A 21,804-nucleotide genomic window follows, 5' to 3' on the forward strand; every position below is an offset into this window, starting at 1 on the left:
ACCCGACCGCGCCGCGGGTGTGGCCGACTCGTGCCCGCGCGCCGGGTACTTGGAGTCCATATGCGCACAATCCCCGCCGACCTGGTCAAACGGTACGAAGACGAAGGATGGTGGACCCGCGATTCGCTCGGCGATCTGCTGGCCCGCGGTCTGGCCGCCGCACCCGATGCCCGGTTCCGCGTGCACTCGGCGGTCCGGCCCTATACCGGAACCTTCCGTGACGTCGAACTTGTCGCCCGCCGACTGGCCAAGGGCTTGCACAAGCGGGGCGTCGGTCCCGGCGATGTGGTGGCCTTCCAACTGCCCAACTGGATGGAGGCCGCCGCGACCTTCTGGGCCGCAACCTTTCTCGGTGCGACCGTGGTTCCGATCGTGCACATCTACGGCCCGCGGGAGGTCGGCTACATTCTGGGCGCGGTGCGCCCACGCGTCTTCGTCACCACCGACCGATTCGGTTCGATCGACTACGATCCGGCCGTCTACGCGGATGTGCCGATCGTCGGCGTCGTCGGACGCACCTTCGACGATCTGCTCGATGACGAGCCGTTCACCGGGGTCGCCGAGGTCGACCCGGCCGGTCCGGCGCTGATCGCCTTCACCTCGGGCACCACCCGCGCGCCCAAGGGCGTGATCCACAGTCATCAAACCCTCGGTTGCGAGACCCGCCAGCTGGCCGAGCACTACCCGGCCGACCTCGGCCCGCAGATCACCGCCGCGCCGGTCGGCCATTTCATCGGCATGCTCAACGCCTTCCTCATCCCGATCCGCGACGGCATCGCGGTCAACCTCGTCGACACCTGGAATCCGGCCCAGATCCTGACCCTGATGACCAACTACGGCATCACCGTCGCGGGCGGCGTGCCCTACTACCTGACCAGCCTGGTCGACCATCCCGACTTCACCGCCGAACATCTGCTGCACATGAAGTACGCGGGCATGGGCGGCGCCTCGGTGCCGAGTTCGGTCACCGAGCGGCTGAACGAACTCGGCCTCATCGTCTACCGCTCCTACGGCAGCACCGAACACCCCTCGATCACCGCCTCCGACTGCACCGCCCCGGAGGGCAAACGGCTCTATACCGACGGCGATCCGCAGCCCGGCATCGAGATCCGGCTCACCGAGGACGGCGAAATCCTCAGCCGCGGACCGGATCTGTGTCTCGGCTACACCGACGAGGCGCTCACCGCGAAGGTTTTCGACGACGAGGGCTGGTATCACACCGGCGATATCGGCGTACTCGACGAGGACGGTTTCCTCACCATTACCGACCGCACCTCCGACCTGATCATCCGCGGCGGCGAGAACATCAGCGCGCTCGAGGTCGAGGAGGTCCTGCTGACCATGTCGGCGGTCGCCGAGGCCGTTGCCGTCGCCGCGCCCGATGCTCGACTCGGCGAGCATGTGGCCGCGGTGGTGCGACTGCACCCGGGTTCGGACGCCCCGACGCTCGCGGATCTGCAGGCGCATTTCGCGGAGGCGGGCCTGACCAAACAGAAATGGCCGGAACAGCTCATGGTGGTCGAGGACTTTCCGCGCACCCCGAGCGGCAAGGTGCAGAAGTACCGGATCCGGCAGAGCCTGCGCGAGGGGTGATCAGTGGCTGATGGTGGTATGCCGCGGCCACGGACGGCCGTGGTAGCGCTCGATATCGGTGTTGAAGCGTTCGAGATAGGCGGCGAAGGCCGAGACGTCTTCGGGTGTCCAGTCGACCATGATGTCGTCCAACACGCGGAGGCTCTCCGTGCGGTCGGCGTCGAGTTGGCGATTTCCTTCGGGAGTAATGCGGAACAGTCGGGCCATGCCGCCCTCAGGGTCCGGAATCCGCTCGATCAACCCCGCGCGCATCATCGCGGCGGTTTGCCGACGCAGCGTGGATGCCTCCAAGCCCAGTGCGTCGCTGAGCTGACCGATGGACATCGGCCCTTCACCGTGCAGTCGGTTGAGCAGGGTGTACGCGCTGCGGTCCATGCGACTGGCACCACGCCGAGACGCGAGGCTGTACCGCCCGAGCAGCATGGTCTCGAATTCGATCAAATGCGTGGGCTTGTCCATCCCGACCCTTCTGCCGATGCGCGCGTCACCAATGACGCATGTGTATCACACAGCATGTGCACTACACGCCACGTCATGCATATTACACACAGCGTGTATGATACACGTGCATGGGATCGAACGTAGTCGAATAGTGGTCGTCCACGCTGCATTCCACCGCCACATCACTACGCTCGGCGAGCAGCCGGAGCGTGGATACCGAAAGGGGCGCGCCTGCTGGCAGGCGCGCCGCGGTTGGGGTAGTCAGGAGGTGGGCTGGGTCAGGTCGTAGACCGTTGCGCCGCCGACCGTGATGGCGGTGTAGTGCGCCTTGACCCATGCGGTGATTTCGCTTGCGCTGCTGTTGGATCCCCCGCCGGGGCCACCGCCCATGCCGCCGCCCGCGATGAAGTAGGCGATATCGCCGTTGGCGACGTACTGCTGGAATTGCGCCAGTGTCGGCGAATTATCGCTGCCGGTGAAACCGCCGATCGCCATGATCGAAGCGCCGGTGGACAATTCGAGGCCGCTCGCCGACTGCGAGCCCACCGCCGCTGCGGCCCAGCGGGTGTCGGTATTGCGTACCAACTGCTGCAGTTCGGTGTTGGACGAATTCGAGCCGCCCGGTCCGCCGCCGTCACGGTTGGCGGTCGCTTCGGTCCCTGCCTGTTCGGTCCCCGGCTGCTCGGTACCCGCTTGTCCGGGTGCCGCGCCATCGAATGACGGTGCGGCGGTTTCTGATTCGCCGAAACCGTCGGGGGACGCTCCGCCATCACCCGGTCCGCCCATTCCCATCCCCTTGCCCGCGACAGCCGGGCCGGAGGTCGGAATGGAACCGGAATGGGCGGTCGCCGCGGTTTCGATCGCGTACGCGGTCGTTCCCGCGAGGCCGAACAGCAGCCCGGCGATGGCGACGACGGCGGTGAACCTGCCGAGCTGGTGTGCGCCGACCGCGACGATGGCCGCGATAAGGATCGAACCGATCAGCACGATCCAGCGCAGTGCCGGGTACCAGTCGGGTGTGCGATCGAGCAGGATGAAGTTCCAGATACCGGTCGAGGCGGAGATGGCCGCGAGTGCGATACGCGCCGTGACGAATTGGCGGCCGCGCCACAATTCGACCACCGCGATACCGATCAGCGCCGCGATCGCCGGGGCGAGGGCGACGGTGTAGTACGGGTGCATTGTGCCCTGCATGTAGCTGAATACGACGCCGGTGACGAGCAGCCAACCGCCCCACAGCATCAGGCCCGCGCGCGTGCGTCCGGTCCGCGGTGTGCGCCGGGTGAACCACAGACCGGCCACCAGACCGATCAAGGCCGCGGGCAGCAGCCAGGAGATTTCGGTGCCCATCGAATCGCCGAACAATCGGGTGATCCCGGTGCTGCCGCCGAAGCCGGTGTTGCCACCGCCACCGCCACCACCGCCGCCGTTGCCTTCGCCGCCGAGCACACGGCCGAGACCGTTGTAGCCGAGCGCGAGGTCGAGCAGGCTGTTGTCGGTCGAGCCGCCGATGTACGGGCGCGAATCAGCCGGCCACAGGCTGACCAGGGCGACCAACCAGCCACCCGAAATCACCATTGCGACAAAAGCGCCGAGCAGCTTGGCGATACGACGCCAGAAACCGATCGGTGCGGCGACCAGGAACACCAGTCCGAGCGCGGGCAGTACCAGGAAGGCCTGCATCATCTTGGTGAGGAAGCCGAATCCCACTGCCACACCGGCCAATGCGAGCCAGCGGCCGCTGCCACGCTCGGTGGCGCGGACCGTGCAATACGCGGCGACGACGAGCAGCAGCACCAGCAGTGCGTCCGGGTTGTTGAACCGGAACATCAGTGCCGCAACGGGAGTCACGGCCAGCGCCACACCCGCGAGCAATCCGGCCGCCGGGCCGCTCCACCGGCGCACCGCGGCGTACACCAGACCGACCGACGCCACCCCCATCAGTGCCTGCGGCAGCAGCATGGAGAACGAGCTGAAACCGAGCAGCCTGCCGGACAAGCCCATCACCCACAGCGATGCGGGCGGCTTGTCCACGGTGATGGCGTTGCCCGAATCCAGCGAACCGAACAGCAGCGCCTTCCAGCTCTGCGTGCCCGCCTGGACCGCGGCCGCGTAGAAGTCGTTGCCCCAACCGGATTTACTCAGTCCCCACAGGTAGAGGACGGCGGTGGCCGCCAGCAGAGTCCACAATCCGGGGCGAGCCCAGCGTGGCTGATCGGGTGGGCCGAACAGCCAACGGGTCGATCGTTTCCGGTGCGCGCCCGCGTGCCGCGGACCCGCTGATTCGGCGTGCCGCACGGACGCCGCTTCGGTCATGGTCATCTCGCGTCCCTCTCGTTTACTCAAAGTGGTCAGTGGGTGACGGTGAGGTCGTAGACCGTGACGCCGTCGATCGTCTGGGCGGTGAAGTTGGCCTGGACCCAGGCCGCGACTTCGCCGGCGGCCTGGCTGCCGCCGCTCCCGGATCCACGCATCCCGCCATGATCTGGGCGCTGATGAAGTGGTTGCATGAGCTGGGGTGGGCTGACTCACGCCCTATCCCAGTCCGCCCCGTCGTCTGTCATAGCTACTTGCCCCTGAAATAGTCGGTCGGAGGGCTTGGCGAGTCCGGGGTTGGGTTTCGAGTCCGGTGGTTTCGGACCCGCGTCGGCCGCGGGGTGTGTTCACCGGGTGATCACGGTCATCCGCTGGAGGTTGTAGGCGAAGATGCCCAGCCCGATCCAGGTCCGGGCCCCGGTGAGGCGGCGCATGCGGCTGCGGCGCAGTCCGAATCCTCGTTTGAGGTGGCTGATTCGGGCTTCTACGCCGATGCGCCAGTTACGCATTCGTCGGAAGGCTCGGGTGCGTTCGTGTTCACTGCGGGTCTTGCTGAGGGTGCCGCTGCGTTGCAGGCCGATGTGTCGTACCCCGAGTTCTGCCAGGGCTTTGTCGTTTGCGGCGGTGCCGAAGCCGCGGTCGCCGACCACTGTGGCCGGGACGCGGCCAGTAGCCGCGACGACCTGCTCGACAGCGGGAAACAGTTGCCGCGCGTCGTTGGGGTTGCCCTTGTTGACCTGGTGGAACGGAATGAAACCGCGGTCGTCTTCAACGATTAGTGTGGTGTAGCCGAACTGGGTCGGGTGCTGGGGCTTGCCCTTGCGGATCGGGCGTGCGTCCGGGTCGGCCAGCGACACCATCCGGTCGGGGATGACGCGGTTGCCCGCCAGCCGCTGCGCGGTCTGGGCGAGCAGTCGCTCGGTGCCGGCGACGGTGTCCTCCAGTTCGGTGATCAGCCGCTGCAGTCGCCGAGACGGGCGACGACCCAGCATCCGGTAGGCGTGTCACCGCGGCCACCTCGGTGACAGTGGCGGTCGCGATGTCGGCGATTTCGCCGGTGAGCCGGTCGATCTCGCCCAGCGCCTGGCCGGTCCGGCGGCGCAGCGTGCGGCTGATCTGCTTGATCCGCCGCCCTGCCGAGCGGCTGCGGTCGCGGAACGCGGTCCGCTGCGCCGCACCGGCCGCCTTGATTCGCCGCACCAGCCCGCCCAGCTTGCGGACGCCGTGGTCGAGCAGGTCGGCGTCGGTGGGGTGATCGATGTCGGCTTCCACCACCGTGGTGTCGATGCGCAGCTTGCGGGCCCGCAGCACCTTGTCCTCGGTCAGTTTGCCCACCAACGCGGTATTGAGCTGCTCGAACACCTCCGGCCCGGCCCGCCTGACCAGCTTCACCAGTGTGGTCGGATTCGGCACACGGGCTTCCATCGGGATCCGGCAGAACCGCCGCCACGTGATCGAATCGGCCACCTCCCGGCACAGCGTCTCGTATCCGAACTGGTAGCGGTGCTTGAGATACAGCAGCCTCAGCAACATGTCGACCGGCACCGACGGCCGCCCCAAGCGGGCATCGAACATCCCACGCCACGGCGCGACAAACCGTTCGTCGTCGAGGTAGGCGTCGATGCGAGCCAACTCATCGGGAAGCCGGACCATCTCCGGCGGCAACACCACATCCCACAACGAGATCTGCTGATCCGCGACCCGCAACATCGACCGGCTCAACCTCCACGACAACGACAACGACGTCATTATCGCAGCGAAACACAAACTGCCGCAGTCAATTACAGAGAACAGACGCCAGCTACTCGTCAAACTTTTTCAGGGGCAAGTAGCTACTCGCCCTGAACCTACGCCACGAAACATCAAGGGCACGGGTTCCGCCGTGCGTGGGCGACGCTGCGTTCGACGAGGGCTTGCAGGTGGACAAGAAGCGGGTGCACCGGCTCTGGCGGGAGGAAGGCTTGCAGGTGCGCGCTCATCATCCGCGTAAGCGGGCTGGCTGCTCGACTGCGCCGCTGGTTGACGCGGATGCGCCCGAAGGTGGTGTGGGCGTTGGACTTCCAGTTCGACTCCACCGTCGACGGGCGGGCGGTGAAGATCGCGTCGAAGATCGACGAGCACACTCGCGAGTCACTGCTGCACCTGGTGAAACGCTCGATCACCGCCGAGCGGCTCGTCGCCAAGCTGGAAAAGGCGTTTCACCGCGCACAGCGGGCCGCCGCGGGTGCAACAGTTCTGCGCCGACAGTGTCGGGATAGTCTACCTTCCGCCGGAACGCCATGGAACAACGGCTTTGTCGAGTCGTTCAACCGGCGGCTACGCCCGAATGCTTGAACCGTAACCACTGGACGAGCTTGCTCGAGGGCCGGGTGGTGATCGGCGACTTCAAAGACGATCACAACTGTCGGCACCGGCATTCGGCGCTGGGCTACCTGACCCCGGCCGAGTACGCTGCCAGCTGCAGCCACACCGACCGCCCAGTGGCCTGCAGCATCAACTGAAATTAGATCGAGAACAACACGGACTCAAGAATCGGGTTGATCCGTCATCGGGGACCGGTCATAGGTACTTCGTTTCGACACACCTCTACAGCCAGATTGCATCGGTGGATCGACGATTAGCGACTTCGACACACTGGCCACTGTTGGTTCCGCTGTAACTCGAGTTCCGCCACACCAGGCGGTCCTGGGAACTCATTCCATACTCCTACGCTCGCTCGAGACGATCCAGGCGCCCGCGGATTCCCTCGGAGGATCCTCAACAAGCAAAGCCAGAAATCGGAGTCGATCTGCAATCATTTTATACATCGCGACCCGGTCCTGAACCTGAACGTAGGTCTGATACTCGATGTACCCGATACTCATCGCTTCGTCGAAGTTCAGGAGTGTGAAATCGCTGTCGAGACCCACATCACCGGCCGTACTGGTTGCATTCGAGACGGACGAACGCCTTCAACCAGTTCGGCAGAACCTCACTGAACGGTGCCCACCACGTGGCTTGGTCCGCTCGTCGGTCGTATGTCAGCCACAGTGCCCACCGACTTGCCACCAAGCATTGCCACCCTGATAGGGAGGGGGTGGCTGAATTTGCCCTCCCCAGGTAACGCATGTCTGCGGAGCATAGATGAAGACCGGACCCGCGTATGTAGTGTAATTCCCTTCGTCGATTTGAAGAGTGTTGGAATCAGTATTGCGTTCGATTTCCGCCATCATATGGATGGCCGCACCGGGCTGATTTCTGACTGTCACAACACAGTTCCAGCCGTTCTTAAACGTGAGGAAAATGGTCCCGCCATCGAGATCGTGATGATCGATTACCGAATACCCGGCGCCGCACGCACCATTGTACGAGGATGCGGCCGCGGTACCTGACCCTAACACCACTCCGCCACTCGCCAAGATCGCGGCGGCAGCCAAAGAAGCTGCAACTGATTTCCCGCTCGCCATATTTTACCTCCGGTATCTGAAAGTATGTATCACCAAATTGAGATACGACCGCACCTTACGCCGACGGACAGCGCCGAAATATCCGCATTTATACGGAAACTCACGGAAGACTCAGGGGGCATTGCCGGATTCATGCCGATTCCAACGAAAGTAGCCTGCGAGAACAGGGGCCAAAGCGATGGTCTATGCCGTCTTGTGTGCCCACGCTGAAAGGTGGCGATGCCTCCTGGACCTGCCGAGGTCGCGGCTGCTTGGGGATAGTCGAGAGGGAGGCACGACAGATCGCCGTGCCCGTCATCGGACACCGAGCGGAATTGCCGTTCATCGTCACCGCTATCGATCCAGACCACCCAGAGGAGGGTGCTATCGGGCGACACAACGTGCCACGAAGTGACACGCACGAGGACGCTCACAGACACCATGGACCCTCGACAGCGAGCGGACAGAACACCGCACCCTTGGTTGAAGACCGCAACTCACCGCCGGCCGAAGCGCCGGTCGATGAGCGGGCCGTGTTCACCGCGCGGTGGTGTTCGTGCTGACCAGCGGTTGTGCGTGGCGGATGCTGCGGCCATCGTTCGGGGCCACTGTCCCGACGGTGCATCGCCGATTCACCGTCTGTACCGAGGCCGGTGAATGGCGGCGATTACACCGCGCGTGGTCCTGGAGCAGCTGGCTAGCCAGGGCTTGATCGACTGGTCGCGGGCGGTGATCGACACAGCGTCGGTGCGAGTCAAAAATACATCCCAGGAGCTTGAATGTCAAGCAGCAGCGGCTTTTTCGACGTGCGCAGACCAGGCGGTGGCTTCGTCGTAGGTGGTGTGGGTTTTGAGGCATCCGTGCAGGATGCCGACGAGGCGGTTGGCGAGTTGGCGCAGGGCGGGGTGGTGGTCCAGGCCGCGGGCGCGATGTTTGTCGTAGTAGGCGCGGGCACCGGGTGAGACGGTCAGGGCGCTGAAGGCTTGGTGGATGAGGGCGTCGATGAGCCGGTCGTTGTGCACGAACCGGGCGGCGACGATTTTCTTCTTGCCGGAGGCGCGGGTGATCGGGCTGGTGCCGGCGTAGTTCTTGCGTGCTTTCGCCGAGGCATAGCGGCTGCGGGCGTCCCCGAATTCGGCGAGCACCCGGGCACCGAGAATCGCGCCCATCCCAGGTTGGGACAGGACGATCTCAGCAACCGGGTGCCGATGAAAATGGGCCTCTACCTGCCCGTGCAGCACAGCGATCTGTTCGCTGAGGGTGATCAGCACAGTCACCAACGCCCGCGTGGTGGCGGCATATGCGGTGTCGATCACCACATCTCGGCGCAGCTGTTCAGCCCGCAGCGTCGTCTGGATACGGGCGGCTTTCACCTCGACGTCTCGGCGTCGGGCGCGACGGAGCGCGGCCCGGATCTGGTTGAGCGACAACCGGGCCACCGACACCGGCTCCGGTGCCTTGCCGAGCAATTCGAGGTTGTCGGTGGCGGTCAGATCCCCGAACGCCTCCAACGCGGCGGGGAAGTATTCACGCAGCCCGTGCCGCAGTCGCTGCACGGTCCGGGTGCGTTCCCAGATCAATGTCTTGTGCACGCGGGCAACAACTTTCAACGCCTCAACCTGCGCGCCGTCCGCGGCGACCGGACGCAGCTGGTGGGAGTCGGTGCGCACCATATCGGCCAGCACATGCGCATCGGCCGGGTCGCTCTTGGCCCCGGACACCGCATGCCGCTCTCGATAACGGGCCGCCTGCAACGGGTTGACCGCATACACCGAGTAACCCGCGGCGATCAGCGCTGCCACCCACGGGCCCCGATCGGTCTCGATTCCGATCACAACCTCGCCGGGCTCGGTGTCGTCGCCGAGGTGCTCGGCGATCATCACATGCAAGCGAGCGATCCCGGCCACTCCCTCGGGCAGCCGGGCCTTGGTGAGCCTGCGCCCGGCCGGGTCCATCAGCTCGACGTCGTGGTGGTCTTCGGCCCAGTCGTCTCCGACGAAAAGCACCGTGAATTCTCCTGTCCCTCAACCGATGTCGTTGCAGCGGCAGCGTTCGGGAGAACTTTCGGCGCCCTAATGAAACAGTGCTCACGCCCAGTCAGCGGGCACGACATCCCATCAGCGATCCATCCTCCCGGTCGACCAGCGGGGGCACGATCTTTTTTCAGGACTCATCGTCCTGGGGGCAAAGAGTGCTCACCCACTGGCCCACATTTCCCGGATATCGACATCGTCGCCGTCGCGAACGGCCAGGGCATGATTGCCGCCACGTCGCGCTAAGCACACGCGCCGAATTCCCGATTGCCCGAATGACCGGGCGACCAGCTGCCGGTCCGGTTGCGCGAGGGTGAACAACGCCGATGCCAGATCGGTTGCCACATCGCCGTATTCGTCCACGAGACCACGCTCCCGCAACGTACTGAGCGCTTCCTCGTGGGCGGCCCGGGCCGCCACGATCGTCTCGTGGCGCGGCTCGAGCGCCAATACTATCGGCAGAGTGGGAATCTGGAGCAGGCTTACCACAGCCGTGAGAGCGTCTTCGGTCATCGTTGTCATATCTGCTCCGCCCCCGCGCCGATCGTCCGCGCCTGGGGTGCGGAGGTGCCACCGAGCACAGGTGGCGTGGCAGCCCACCCTGCGTCCGGAGCCAAAGCGTCGAACTCCGCGCCCTCGCCCGGCCCCGCCGCAGGGCGTGCGGGGGTGTATTCGTCCGCCTCCGCAGTGGCCGTGGGTGCCATTGCTCCCGGTACCCTCGGTGCCTGCGTGACCTGCATTCCCGGAGCTCTAGTTTCGATAACCTGCTGATCGGTGACGATCTGCTCGTCGACGAGCGCAATCTCACCCAGCGCTGCGGCGGGTGTGGGCACCATCGTCTGCAGCGCGGGCAATACCGACGGACCGCGGTATCCAGCTGACGCGAGCGGTGCCGGACCTGGGCGGGTCATCGGCGAGGGCGGCACCGCGTGCTGTTTCTCGGCCACTAGTGCGGCCTCGCTGGTGAGCACGGGCGCCGGGGGCGGTGTCGAAGGCTGGGCGACCGGCTCTGTCGCTGCCTCGTAATCTTGCATGACTTGCGCGGCACGCGCTTTCGCCACGTGGGCCTGGTCCTCGATAGACAGGGCCGCGCCCACCAACGGTCCGCCCAGCGGGACACCCTGGGCCGTCATATCTTTCAACGCCTGCCACAGGGCCTGCTCTGCCTCTCCCGGCATCGCGGCAGCCGCCATGGTGTACGCGATGGCCTGCGCCTCCGCACGCGCTGCATTGGTCGCGGCGGCTTCGGCGGCCTCCACCATCCAGTTCCGCAACGCCGCGAGTCGCTGCACCCCCGCATCGCTGTCTGCCGACCGCCACGCGCTGCCGAGCTCGCCCAGGATCGCGTGATACTCCACCGCTGCCTCGGCGAGTGCCGCCGACAATTGACCGAAGGCCATGCCCACATCGGACATAGGCAGCGCCCTGGGTCCTGTGACCAGATCGCGCACAAGCTGGTCAGCGGGCGTGGCCTCCCAGATTCGCCCGGTCAAGCCGTTCGGCTCGACCATCGCCGTCTCCCGTCCGCTCAGCACAATCCGTCGAACAACGTCACGTTGAGCGCGTCCACGCTACGGAAGGACTGCGCATGAAAGCGCATCTGCGCGGCCAGCTTTCGCACCTCGTACACGCCACCGGCATAGGTCTGTCGAAAGCCGTCGCCGACGTCCTCGAAGGTCTTCGCGGCGCGGGCCGACACTGCGTCCGCCCCGGCCGGGGCAGGCGAGAGCGCGCCATACGTTCCGCTCAACGTGTGATCGAGCCTGTCGGCCAATGCGTCCAGCCGCGTGGCAACCCGGTCGGCCGCCACCGAATCGAATTCGACGTGTCAGTTCATGACTTCTTCCTCGTCGTGCTGGGTACGGGGCTACAGCGTCAATGCCTTGTCCGGTGAATCCGCCGGGCGCGCCGCCGCGCCGCCGACCACCGGCGTCGCGACATCCCCGAGCTCGCCGACGACTTCATCGCCGTGCTCGGCGCTCACCAGGTACTCCCGGGCTGGCACCGAGGTCTCGGCGGCGCGCGCGCCGAGAGCCGCGCCCATCGGCATCATCGGTGTGCCTGCCCGCGTCGCGACCGACTCCTCAGCCGACAGTTCCGCGCCCGCGGCCGCATCGCTCTCGCTTGCCCGCACGACCGCCTCAGTGGGCGGTCCGACCGGCGTCTCGATCACGACCTGCTGCAGCGGCATACGTGCGACGCCGACCGGACCGCCGCCGGGAGAGGCGAACGCCATCGGTGCGACCGCGCCTATCGCGCCGGTACCGGTCTCGTGCGCTCTGGCTTCGGCGAAAGACCCGTGATACTCCGGACGCAAGCGAACCTGCTGCTCGATGGCCTTCTCACCTTGGCGCAGCAACTGTGTCACCGGTTGCGCGACCTGTTCCAGCATTTGAGGAACCTGTTCGGCGGCATTCTGCAGCTGCGCGAGCGCAGGGTTCGGCGGGGCCGTGATCGGCACCGGCCGTCCTGCCACCGTCATCTGACTGGTCAGCGCGCTCAATTCGGCGCGCACCTGCGCCACCACCGCCGCCGCTTCGGTCGCTGCCTCGGCCGTGGCCGCTGCGATGAATGCCTGTCCGCCTGGTGTCGCCGCGGCGACGGCGATCTCGGCGGCCAATTTCGTAGCGATGGCGGCCAATTCGGCATTACCAGTCTGAACCGCAGCCGCACCAGCCACCAGCAGAGAATGGATTTGTCCCGCTTGCTGTGTAACGGCACCCGCATTGTCTTGTGCCTGCGACGCTTTCGCCAACGCCGCTTGGGTACCCGCACCCTGCAACGCTGACAACGCGCTGATCGCCGTCGACCCCAGGGCCATCACCTGGGTTAGATCGTTGACGACCTGCGAGAAGAACTGGACCGGGTTGATCGGCCCCATCCCGAGATTGCCGGTACCGAAGTTCCCGAGCATGTCTGTGATCGGCCGCATCAACGCGGCCGGGTTGAGCGGTGGCAGCGGCGGCAGTCCTGGCAACTGCGGCAGCGGCGGAAAGTCCGGCAGCGGCGGCAATCCTAGGCCAGCGAGGATCTGATCCAACGACTGGCTATTCCCCGGTGGCCCGATTCCGGTGTGCCGCAATACGTCCAACACATCAGGGTGCAGTGGCGCGGGAGCAGGGTGCACGCCGAGGGGTGGCGGATTCATATCGTCGCCGAACCAGTCGTCGCCGATCTGACCGCAGCGGGGAACGGCTGCGCGACGGTGTGCTCAGCTGCTGCGGCGACGGAAATCGGCCGGGGCGGCACCCGGACCGGCGACACTCCGCCCGACCCCGGCGCAGCCCCCTGCGACATTTCGTGCCCCGGAGGCTGCTCCGCGACATCCGGATTGGCGTCGTTCTCCGGTGCGGAGGTGGGCGTCGCGCCATCGTCGGTGCCGAACGCCGGCACGCTGTCGGGCGAGGCGAGCCCATCGAAACCCGCGGCGGAGCCAGCGTCGGCCAATTCGTAGTTGGGGGCCGCCGCATGCGATGTCACATCCGTGGCGGCATGCACGTTCGCGAGTTCGGCCACCGCCTGCGTGTGGTTGGCTTGCGCTACCGCGAAGGCGGCGAGGAAGTCCGCCGCGATCGGCCCGAACACCGCGGAGGCGGCTTGGATGGCGGTGACCTGGTCCACCATGCCCGCAACCGTCACCATGCTCCCCTGGGTCGCGCTGTTGATGTCCCCATGCGCGTGGAAAGCCTCGGGAATGACCGCTACTTGATTCATCTGATTGTCCTTTAGGTCAACGCCACGTGGCATGAGGGTTCTAGGAGGAGTCGGAGGAATCCGCGTCGGTGTTGTTGAATGCCGCCACCAGAGCGGCCTGTTTCTCCACAGCACGACGCGCGGCGGCACGCGAGGTGTCCACGAGGCACTGCCCGAACTCGGTCGGTGTTAAACGGGAAATGCCATGGGCGAGACGAATATCCACCAATCTGCCCTCACCATCCACAATTACAGTTGCCGCGCCGTCGGGTGACGTCTCCTCCACCTGGATGGCGCATATCCGCTCGCTCAGCTCCAGCATTCGCTCGGCATGCGACCGTAACGCGTCCAATGCGACCGAAACATCCGTCAAATAGCCGAAATTCGCTTCAGTCACGACCGTTCCTCAGCCAACTCCACGGGGCGTACTCGTACTCGGTCTCCTCTACCAACTCGGCCAGCGCGAGCCCGTCCGCGGTGGGCAGGCCCATCCGATTCAGCACGTCGTGCACCACACCGGCCTCCGCCAGTTCCGCCCGCCGCGCCAGCCGCGCACGATTCGCCGATTGACGACACAGCCGAACAATCTCGGCCGCCAAATCGGCCGGATCGCGTCGTAGCTCGGCTCGGTGTACAACCACCGACAGTGGCAATCCCAATTCCGTTGTCTCCACCGAGATCCCGCCTCCGGCGGATTCGGCGGTACCGACGAGGAGTCCCAGTTCCGAGGCTGACATCTCACACCTGCCCTTCAAAAGCGAAGGTACGACAGGCTTTTACCGATATCGCCTGATGTTCCCAATCCTGAGAATTTGCTCTGCGAGGCACGTCACGAGCGATGCGGGCTGGTTACCACGATTCTTCAGTGACCGGGAATCGTCGCGTGTCGGCCGGCAAGTACAGGCTCCCCCTAACTCCCGTCTCGTCTTCGATCGCGCCGATGACCATGCCGATATCGGTGTCGACCATGGCGCGCAACCGGTCCCGGTCGACCGGAACCGCGACGGTGCCATTGTCATCCATCAAATACCGGCCATCATCGACCAGGTCCCGCCACTCCAGCGTGCGGTGCGACACCCCACGCGGCCCGAAACGCGAACTGCCCTGGAGGATTTCGATCTGGCCGATCGTGGTGGCGGTGGCGCTGCGGAATGCCTCGGAGCGCTCCGCGACGGTGTCGTACTCATCCGCGTCCGACGACTCGGCGGCGACCGACCGACCGAACGAATAGTCCGTATGGGATACTCCCCCATCGATGCACGCAGATACAGCAGGTTCGTCGCCGACTCGATGCCCCTGATACGGCTCAGGGCTTTGTCCGCCGCTTTTGCGCAGGCCATGGCGGAATCGTGGGCCATCGTGAGCGTCTGGGGCTGGCTCTTACCCTGGGCCGTCAGGCCGGTCCACGGGTTCGACGGGCTCGTCGTCGGGGCGCTCGACGTGTCGACATAGCTGGTGTCGTCCGCCGTGGCACGGGTGCTCGGGAGGGTGCCGTCGGTACTGCCGCCGCCGTTAGCCATGGTTCTCGTCCTTTATCGTCTCGATCACCGTGATGATCCGGGTATTGATGAGGGCGGTCAGGCGGGGCACGTCGACGGCGACTGCGCGCGGAGGGGTGTCGTCGAGCAATGCGTAGCGGCCGTCGCCGACGAGGTCACGCCAGCCGAGCCGGAGCCGGAGCAGGCCGCGTGGGCCGAATTTCGAGATGCCCTGCGCTATTTCGATCAGGCCACGGGAATCCACCTGCGCTTCACCGAACGCGCGGGCGCGCTCGGTGTCGCTGCCGTAGTCGTCGACGGAGTCGGTCGCCACTGGCCGACGGTAGGAGTGGTCGATGTCGTTCATGCTCACCACCGGTGAAAGGTCGATCTCCGCATGGCGGCCCCGCTCGACCTTCGGCAGGTGCCCGACTACCACGTCGGCCAACGTTGTCGCCGGGAACTCGGTGATCGTGTATCCCGTAGCGTGCCAGATGCTTTCGCCCAAACGCTGGGTGACGATGTAGCCATTGCTGCCGCGCCGGGTCGCGAGGATGCGCAGGCACCGTGACGTGTCCAGTGGGTCCGCCGAGGGCGTGTGCGGTGACCCGGATGTCAGGGCGGGCGATGCTGTCGATCACGTCGTCCAACGCCGGGTCCGGGCATCTCCGCATACGCTCGCGCGCCTGCGCGCGTTGCCGGTTCAACTCGTCCGGGCTCACGATCGAGGTCCGAAAGGTCAACGGCGGCGGAAACCGGTCACCCGTGCGTGCCCGCCACCGCTCCAGGAACTCCAGATCGCCACATTGCCATTTTCGGGCCGTATCGAGTGTCATTTGTTCAACAACCGGTTTCGCGGCCGCTGGCGGCTTGCCGAATGCTTCCGCCAGATACCGCTTCGACGACAGGTACTCAGCGCGCTTCCTATCCTTGCCCTCTCCCGACGGTCTGGCGCCACCCATGCCGCCGCCCGGATAGCCGCCCCCGTACCCGCCTTGCGGTGCCATGCCTGCCCGCGCGGCAAGCACGTCCTTCTCGGCTTCGGCCGCGGCTCGTGGAAACAACTTGGCTTCCTGCGCCGCCTCTTTCGCCAACTCGGCGGCCTTGATTCCGGCGCCGCCTCCCCCTCCCCCGCCACCGAGCGCGCCGGTTTTCGGCTTGCCCACCCCCGCCTTCTGGGCGTTCGCCAGATTCGCCAAACCGCTCGCTGTCGGCGAATTGGGCTGCGGTCCTCGCTGTGCCGCCGAATTCGCCTGCCCCAGCGCGTTTTCCGCCTGACTCAATGGGTTCCCGCCGGGATTCCCGGCGGGATTGGTGGAGTAGGGCGATCCGCTCGGATCACCGGATTTGTCACCTGGCGTTGTCCGATTCGGGTCTATCCCGGGGTATATAGACTCGCGCGACTGCCGGCCATAAGGATCCCCGGGATCAAGCGGGATTTGATTCCAATCCGACAACCCGGAATTCTGCAGCTCGGTCATGCTGGGCCCGGTATCCGGCAGCATGCCGATTCGGGGACCGCTGGTGTTCAAGCCGCCGACGGCTTGTCCAGGCGGGCCCGAAGGGCTCGAATCTTTCGCGGCGGCGTAGGTAACCGGCGCGGCAGGCGGGATATGTGGCACATATGACGACGGGTCAGTGACGACGTTCGGCGCGTAACCATTCTCGTAGGCATCGAGGTAGGGACGGGTGTCCCCATAGCTCAGAGCCTGTATCTCGCCGCCGGAGACCCCCTGGTCTTCCGGCGGAACCGGATCCTGCGGCAACTGCGGCTTCACGACGTTCATCCAGCTTGCCACGTGCATCAGCATGTCGTGCGCACCGTACATACCGCCGGTCAGTGTATCGAGCTGCTCGCCGTAGGTGGACATCGATTTGACGGCCCCCGAATAGCCCGCACCGTCCCACGCTTGTCTGACATTCTGGTCGCTCAGCACCGACTTCAAGTCCGCGAAGCGCGAATACAGCTGCCCTGCCATCTGCGACCAGAATCCCGCTGTCGAGCGCGTGGCTTGCGGGTCCATTGTTTGGCCGAGGTAATACAGATCGTGATAACTCAGCTGGGTGGCGTCCAACGGCGTGACGGCCTTGTTGTCGCTCTTGCCGCCGTAGTATGTGGGCCGGGTCGCCGCCACCATCTGGGCGTGGTCCATGCGGTCGGCGTAGTCGTGCGAATTGGCCTTCGGACCCGCAGGAGGGTCTTGCGTCAGGCTTTCGGTGGGCACAGTCGTGTCCAACGTAACCGCGTCGGGGGGCCGTCGTGGCCGACGGATTCAGCAGCGCCGCCTGCCGTTTCGCGGCATCGTCGAAGTCGAAGATCGCTGCCGAGGTGCTGTCGGTGGAGGGGTACATCTTGGCGATATTGAGATAGGTATCTAACATCTCGTTGAGCACCTTCGCATGGCTGAGCAGACCGTCCTTCAAGGTGCCCGAGGCAAGGGTGGTGTAGACCTGCCGCGTTTGCTCGCCGGGGCTCGGCCCGCCACCCTGATAGTCACCGGATTGCCGATCGCCCGCCTCGTACGGCAGCATTCCGAAGGAGCCCGTTTGCAGGGCGAATCCATCTGCGGAGGCTTGCCTCTCGACGTTTGCCACCTGTTCGAGAGCCGCGATGATCTTCGCCGCCACGGTGGCGGCGACCTTGGGGTCGAACCGGATCTCTCCGCTACCCGCCTTCTCGGCGAGCTGCGCCCACTGATTTCCGATCTGGTCGACAGGGTTGTTCTTGGCCATAGCATCGCCGCCGTTTCAGCACCCGCGGCCGAGGACGATCTCGGCCGAGTAGGGGCATTCCTTGTGTTCCGGGCTGATGATCGCGACCACGGACAAGGTCGCGCTATCCGCCGCTGGAAGATTCGGCTCGCACACGTGCGAAACGGTACATCCGGCGAGACCGCGGCTCTCCTGTTCCCAAGCATGGGAAGCGCCGCGACCTCGGGTTGACCGGCGCCAGCCGGCGAATTTACGTATGTTCGCGGATGTTTCGGCCTTCGCCTCGTTCATAGCATTTGCAAAAGCTTCCATGAACTGAGAATTGCGATGCTAGGTTTTCCCATCACACCAACAGACTCCGCGCTACCAACCCCGCAACCGCCCTGCGCGGCGCAACCGGACAACTGGGATCTCGACGTTGGTTCGAAAAAAGCCTGGCGTACAGCCATCAGCACCTGCCTCAGCTGCCCGGTGCTGGATTCGTGCCGGACGTTCGCGGAAAAACTAACTGCACAAGGAAAGGGTCCTCGCTCCATGATTTGGGCTGGGGTCGCATATAACGCGGGTGGTCGGATTGTCGACGACATCGGCCGCTATCACCCACCGTCGAGGACTAAGCCCGGCGTTCTCCAGATCAGGCGCACCACCGAGGCGAACTCGAACCCGCCGACATCAGGTCCGGCGCCCGCGGTACGCAGGCATTTCGTGATCGGCCATCGAGAAACCCGAGTCGACCTTGTGTAGGTCTGCACTAGTCGACCAGCTCCAACGAAACTGATTGGGCGCTGTCAGAAACTCTCGTTGAGGACGCTGCAAGAGGTCCCACAACGCGGCGACTCGCCGCTACCCATTCCCCTTGATCAATGACGATCGGCCTCACCGAACTTGCTATAAAACAACAACATTCAGCCCATCCAAGTCCCGCTGCCCACGACACCCCGCACCGCTACCGATCATGCCGCTTTAGTGATTGATCGGCGCGGCGAGTTAGCCAGTTTCGCGCAAGTGATCCACCGCTACGTCCGGCCGGATCCACGGGCAGTGACGACGGACCTCGGTCAGATTTGCCGACTCGCGCAGAGCGGCACTCAGGATGCACAGCGGGAACGCCTTCGCGCGGCCACTGTGGGCAGTTGGCCTACTTGTTGGAGATGACGATTCATCGACATCGCCGCATCTGCCAGCTCGGGAAGCTCAATAACGGTAACGCCCCGCTGCTCCAGTTTCTCGACGCCAACACAGTCCTTAACGAGCGTCGACGGCTCACGCCAGGCGATGACGACTTGCGGGATACCTGCCTGCAAGACGCGATCGGTGTAAGACGCCTGCCTTGGTCGCACACTCGGAACCGGGCTCCAGGATGCTGAAGATGGTGGCCCGCGTCAGCAGGGATCGTTCGCGTCGAGCTTGTTGAGCGCTGATTCCTCGGTGTGCACCTTCGGGCCGGTCTCATGGGAGTAGCCGGTCGCAACCTCCGCTCCGTCGACCACGATGACCGCGCCGACCGAGAATGCACCCTTAGCGACGGGCGCTGATTAGCGAGGTCGATCGCACGATTCATCCAGTAGTGGTGGTCGCGCTGACTCACGACTTCCTTGAAATCCGCTGCATCGGACAGCATTAGGTGTTCAAGTGCTGCTGACCACAAGAGTCAACAGGCCGAGGTCGTCGAATTCCGCGCGGCAGCGAAGTGATGGGCAATCAGGTGACCGCAAATCCTGCTGTCCATCGGCAGCCAGCGTCGACGACAGCAGTGTTGTCAACGTCGCGGACGTTGTACAGGATGTGTTCGGATGCGGTGCTGCCAGCAATTTCCAGCACGGCCTGACCGAGGCGTGGCAGGTTCGTCTCCTGCCTTGGCTATGTGGATCATCTTGAGCTGGTTCGAGATTGGTTCACCCAGCCGTTGTGGGAGATGCAGCCCTCCGACATCGACACATATTTCGGAAAGTGCTGAGGGAGGCGAAACCGTCTACGCGGACGGCCACGCCGCTGTGCTGACGGCATTCAGCCACTTCCTTGAGCTGCACAAGATCGAGCTGCACAATCTCACCGGCCGGTCGTGGAATACCCTCTGGACGAGATCAACCTTCCGCGGGCGTCGGTGGATCCGCAGCTGCGTATTCCACCGACTGCCGAGGAGATCGCGCAACTGTTCACTGGATGGCGCGAGGAATTGGCGACATGTCGCAAGTTCGTCCCGATGGTCCACAACTACCCCATCGCGCGGCTGGCCGCCGATGTCGGCCCGCGGATCAACGAGGCCCACATGCTCGACCTGGACGACGTCTGGTGGGAACTGGGCCGCTTCAGCAAGCTGAATGTCTGTCACGGCAAGGGATCTCGCCGCAAAGGACTGAAACCGCGGCTAATACGGCTAATCAACGGCGCCGCCCCAGAGCCTGGGCTGGTTCATAGAGGACGTCTTGGCCCGTTCAATGTCGACCCGCAGATCAGCTCCTGGGACGCCGAACGGGCGTGGCCTCGTGCGCGAAGCCGTTTTCACGCAGCTGCGCTATCCGATTCGTCTGCTTGACGCCAACGCCACACCGAGGGTCAAGGTGGACTCCGCTCGGCGGTGGGATTCCTCAGCCACACGGCCGGACTCATGGCCTTCGATCGCTACGACCACGAGGACGGACGCGCCATATGCGACCTTGCGCTCGGTTGTTCTGCCCGCTCCAGAGCGCGGTCGACGTCGTCGACAGGGAAATAGACGACGATCCCGGTGTACGGGCTGTCCGGACCCGCTTGTCCGATCCCGCCTGTCCCGGGGCCGTCGGGCGCACCCACCGGCGAGTAGGTGTCGTCGAGGGCGTTCACCGGCCAACCGAAAACCTCCTGGTAGAAGCGTTGCGCGCGCGGGGAGTCAGGTGTGGAGATGTCGAACCACGAGGGTGCATGGTGCTTTCCGTTGGATGTCATGAGAACTCTCCTCAAGCCGGGGTAGGGATGTCGGCGAGGGTATGACTGTGGTTATTGGGCAAAATCGTCGCTTGTGAGGAAAGTTGTTTCCGCTGAGGCCTTGGAGGCCGCAACGGAGAGCGATCGCGACCCGGACCTGGCCCGTGCTCGCGACGGAGACCATGCGGCGTTCACGCGCCTCGTGGGACCGCTGCGGCGAGAGCTGCACGCGCACTGCTACCGAATGCTTGGCTCTACGCACGACGCCGAGGATGCCTTGCAGGAAGCGCTTATCCGCGCCTGGCGGGTATTCTCACAGTTCGAGGGCCGCAGCTCGTTACGCTCGTGGCTCTACACGGTGTCCACCCGTACCTGTCTGGACTCCGCCGACGCGCGGGGCAAGCGGGCTCTGCCCGTCGACCTAGGACCGTCCAGCGACCGCGCCGTCCTCACCCGTGACCCGTTGAACGATGTCGCATGGTTGGGCCCGTATCGGGATGCCGGCCTCAGCGCCGGCCCGGAAGCGGCCTACGAGCAGCGGGAAACCGTGGAGCTCGCGTTCGTCGCCGCGCTGCAGCATCTGCCAGGAAACCAAGGGGCGGCGCTGCTGCTGTTCGACGTCCTCGGCTTCTCCGCCGCTGAGATCGCACACACGATGGATACAAGTACAACGTCGATGAACTCCGCGCTGGCGCGAGCCCGCAGGATCCTCGCGGAGAAGGTACCCTCGCCCTCTCAGCAGCAGACCCTCAGACAGATCGGCGATCAGCAGCTACAGCAGATCGTTGCCGCATACTGCGCCGCACTAGAACAGGGTGACGCCGACGCCCTGGTTGCCTTGCTCACCGAGGACGTCACCTGGTCGATGCCGCCGCGACCGCACTGGTATCCGGGGCTCGACGCTGTCACCGACTTCGCCCTGCAAGTGCCGCTGACCCGGTGTGGCTCCTGGCGACACATCCCAATCAGCATCGCGGCGGCCCTGGCGGGTCGCACCTGGTGGGCGGGAAAATCCGGTGGTGGTCGCCTTGGTCGACGTCGTGGCCACTTGGCGCGTTCGAGCCCGGCAATCAGCAGGACGAGTGGACATTCGACAGGCACCTGGAAGTGTTGCTTCGAGCACGAGTATCAGACTCTTTCGCCTTTCCCGTCCCTACCGAGGCGGCCACGCCTAGGCAGAGATTTCGACCGGAAGGGCGGGTGGGTTGG

General features: G+C 65.0%; 21 protein-coding genes and 2 pseudogenes. 7 read left to right on the forward strand and 16 right to left on the reverse strand.

All coding sequences use genetic code 11. The annotated features are described in order from the left end of the window. The first annotated feature begins 60 nt into the window (after positions 1-60). The gene (locus ACFYOW_RS08860) at positions 61-1,593 is read left to right on the forward strand and encodes an AMP-binding protein (RefSeq protein ID WP_387285892.1); all 1,533 of its coding nucleotides are present in this window, start codon (positions 61-63) and stop codon (positions 1,591-1,593) included. On the opposite strand, the gene ACFYOW_RS08865 is transcribed toward ACFYOW_RS08860, so the two are convergent. The 4 genes and pseudogenes from ACFYOW_RS08865 to ACFYOW_RS08880 all read right to left on the reverse strand — a co-directional run bounded on the left by ACFYOW_RS08865 (position 1,594) and on the right by ACFYOW_RS08880 (position 6,060). Next, a complete protein-coding gene (locus ACFYOW_RS08865; RefSeq protein ID WP_387285893.1) occupies positions 1,594-2,052 on the reverse strand; it encodes a MarR family winged helix-turn-helix transcriptional regulator in 459 nt (152 codons plus the stop codon). A 243-nt stretch (positions 2,053-2,295) separates the two neighbouring features. Continuing rightward, positions 2,296-4,356, reverse strand: coding sequence for an ArnT family glycosyltransferase (locus ACFYOW_RS08870; protein ID WP_387285894.1), 2,061 nt, complete (start codon positions 4,354-4,356; stop codon positions 2,296-2,298). A gap of 29 nt (positions 4,357-4,385) precedes the next feature. Continuing rightward, on the reverse strand, positions 4,386-4,508 hold the full coding sequence (locus tag ACFYOW_RS08875) for a hypothetical protein (RefSeq protein WP_387285895.1): 123 nt from the start codon (positions 4,506-4,508) through the stop codon (positions 4,386-4,388). Between the two features lie 189 nt (positions 4,509-4,697). Further along, a pseudogene (locus ACFYOW_RS08880) lies at positions 4,698-6,060 on the reverse strand (ISNCY family transposase). A gap of 318 nt (positions 6,061-6,378) precedes the next feature. Between ACFYOW_RS08880 and ACFYOW_RS08885 the strand changes: the two are divergent. Then, positions 6,379-6,684, forward strand: coding sequence for a hypothetical protein (locus ACFYOW_RS08885; RefSeq protein ID WP_387285897.1), 306 nt, complete (start codon positions 6,379-6,381; stop codon positions 6,682-6,684). After that, entirely contained in the window at positions 6,681-6,851 is a 171-nt protein-coding gene (locus tag ACFYOW_RS08890; protein WP_387285899.1) for an integrase core domain-containing protein, read from the forward strand. Before ACFYOW_RS08885 ends, ACFYOW_RS08890 begins: the two co-directional genes overlap by 4 nt. 85 nt (positions 6,852-6,936) lie before the next feature. On the opposite strand, the gene ACFYOW_RS08895 is transcribed toward ACFYOW_RS08890, so the two are convergent. After that, on the reverse strand, positions 6,937-7,047 hold the full coding sequence (locus tag ACFYOW_RS08895; RefSeq protein ID WP_387285900.1) for a DUF397 domain-containing protein: 111 nt from the start codon (positions 7,045-7,047) through the stop codon (positions 6,937-6,939). A 1,240-nt stretch (positions 7,048-8,287) separates the two neighbouring features. Between ACFYOW_RS08895 and ACFYOW_RS08900 the strand changes: the two are divergent. After that, positions 8,288-8,534 (forward strand): annotated as a pseudogene (locus tag ACFYOW_RS08900) (transposase); the annotation flags it as partial. 23 nt (positions 8,535-8,557) lie between these two features. Here ACFYOW_RS08900 and ACFYOW_RS08905 read toward each other — a convergent pair. The 10 genes from ACFYOW_RS08905 to ACFYOW_RS08950 form a co-directional block, all read right to left on the reverse strand. After that, the gene (locus ACFYOW_RS08905) at positions 8,558-9,781 is read right to left on the reverse strand and encodes an IS110 family transposase (protein ID WP_387285902.1); all 1,224 of its coding nucleotides are present in this window, start codon (positions 9,779-9,781) and stop codon (positions 8,558-8,560) included. A gap of 189 nt (positions 9,782-9,970) precedes the next feature. Then, positions 9,971-10,330, reverse strand: coding sequence for an ESX secretion-associated protein EspG (locus tag ACFYOW_RS08910; protein WP_387285904.1), 360 nt, complete (start codon positions 10,328-10,330; stop codon positions 9,971-9,973). After that, positions 10,327-11,319, reverse strand: a complete 993-nt coding sequence (locus ACFYOW_RS08915) for a PPE domain-containing protein (RefSeq protein WP_387285906.1) — start codon at positions 11,317-11,319, stop codon at positions 10,327-10,329. Before ACFYOW_RS08915 ends, ACFYOW_RS08910 begins: the two co-directional genes overlap by 4 nt. Before the next feature lie 17 nt (positions 11,320-11,336). Beyond that, complete coding sequence (locus ACFYOW_RS08920) at positions 11,337-11,618, reverse strand: PE domain-containing protein (RefSeq protein WP_387285908.1); 282 nt, start codon at positions 11,616-11,618, stop codon at positions 11,337-11,339. A gap of 57 nt (positions 11,619-11,675) precedes the next feature. After that, a complete protein-coding gene (locus tag ACFYOW_RS08925) occupies positions 11,676-12,956 on the reverse strand; it encodes a hypothetical protein (RefSeq protein WP_387285910.1) in 1,281 nt (426 codons plus the stop codon). Continuing rightward, a complete protein-coding gene (locus tag ACFYOW_RS08930; protein WP_387285911.1) occupies positions 12,953-13,522 on the reverse strand; it encodes a hypothetical protein in 570 nt (189 codons plus the stop codon). The genes ACFYOW_RS08925 and ACFYOW_RS08930 overlap by 4 nt, the downstream gene beginning before the upstream one ends. A gap of 40 nt (positions 13,523-13,562) precedes the next feature. Then, positions 13,563-13,898, reverse strand: coding sequence for a YbaB/EbfC family nucleoid-associated protein (locus ACFYOW_RS08935; RefSeq protein ID WP_387285913.1), 336 nt, complete (start codon positions 13,896-13,898; stop codon positions 13,563-13,565). Next, positions 13,891-14,238 (reverse strand): hypothetical protein, encoded by a 348-nt coding sequence (locus tag ACFYOW_RS08940; protein WP_387285915.1) that lies wholly within the window; start codon positions 14,236-14,238, stop codon positions 13,891-13,893. The genes ACFYOW_RS08935 and ACFYOW_RS08940 overlap by 8 nt, the downstream gene beginning before the upstream one ends. Positions 14,239-14,350: 112 nt before the next feature. Continuing rightward, entirely contained in the window at positions 14,351-14,578 is a 228-nt protein-coding gene (locus ACFYOW_RS08945) for a hypothetical protein (protein WP_387285917.1), read from the reverse strand. A gap of 435 nt (positions 14,579-15,013) precedes the next feature. Next, positions 15,014-15,598, reverse strand: coding sequence for an ESX secretion-associated protein EspG (locus ACFYOW_RS08950; RefSeq protein ID WP_387286093.1), 585 nt, complete (start codon positions 15,596-15,598; stop codon positions 15,014-15,016). A 1,781-nt stretch (positions 15,599-17,379) separates the two neighbouring features. Between ACFYOW_RS08950 and ACFYOW_RS08955 the strand changes: the two genes are divergently transcribed. Next, positions 17,380-17,922 (forward strand): hypothetical protein, encoded by a 543-nt coding sequence (locus ACFYOW_RS08955; protein ID WP_387285919.1) that lies wholly within the window; start codon positions 17,380-17,382, stop codon positions 17,920-17,922. Between the two features lie 1,873 nt (positions 17,923-19,795). After that, complete coding sequence (locus ACFYOW_RS08960) at positions 19,796-20,227, forward strand: hypothetical protein (protein ID WP_387285921.1); 432 nt, start codon at positions 19,796-19,798, stop codon at positions 20,225-20,227. 86 nt (positions 20,228-20,313) lie between these two features. Here ACFYOW_RS08960 and ACFYOW_RS08965 read toward each other — a convergent pair whose 3' ends face one another. After that, a complete protein-coding gene (locus ACFYOW_RS08965; protein WP_387285923.1) occupies positions 20,314-20,616 on the reverse strand; it encodes a VOC family protein in 303 nt (100 codons plus the stop codon). A 73-nt stretch (positions 20,617-20,689) separates the two neighbouring features. On the opposite strand from ACFYOW_RS08965, the gene ACFYOW_RS08970 reads away from it, so the two are divergent. Beyond that, a partial coding sequence (locus tag ACFYOW_RS08970) for an RNA polymerase subunit sigma-70 (protein WP_387285925.1) occupies positions 20,690-21,804 on the forward strand: 1,115 nt, incomplete at its 3' end.

Origin of the sequence: Nocardia sp. NPDC006982 (genome assembly GCF_042869435.1) — a bacterium.
Classification (GTDB): domain Bacteria; phylum Actinomycetota; class Actinomycetes; order Mycobacteriales; family Mycobacteriaceae; genus Nocardia.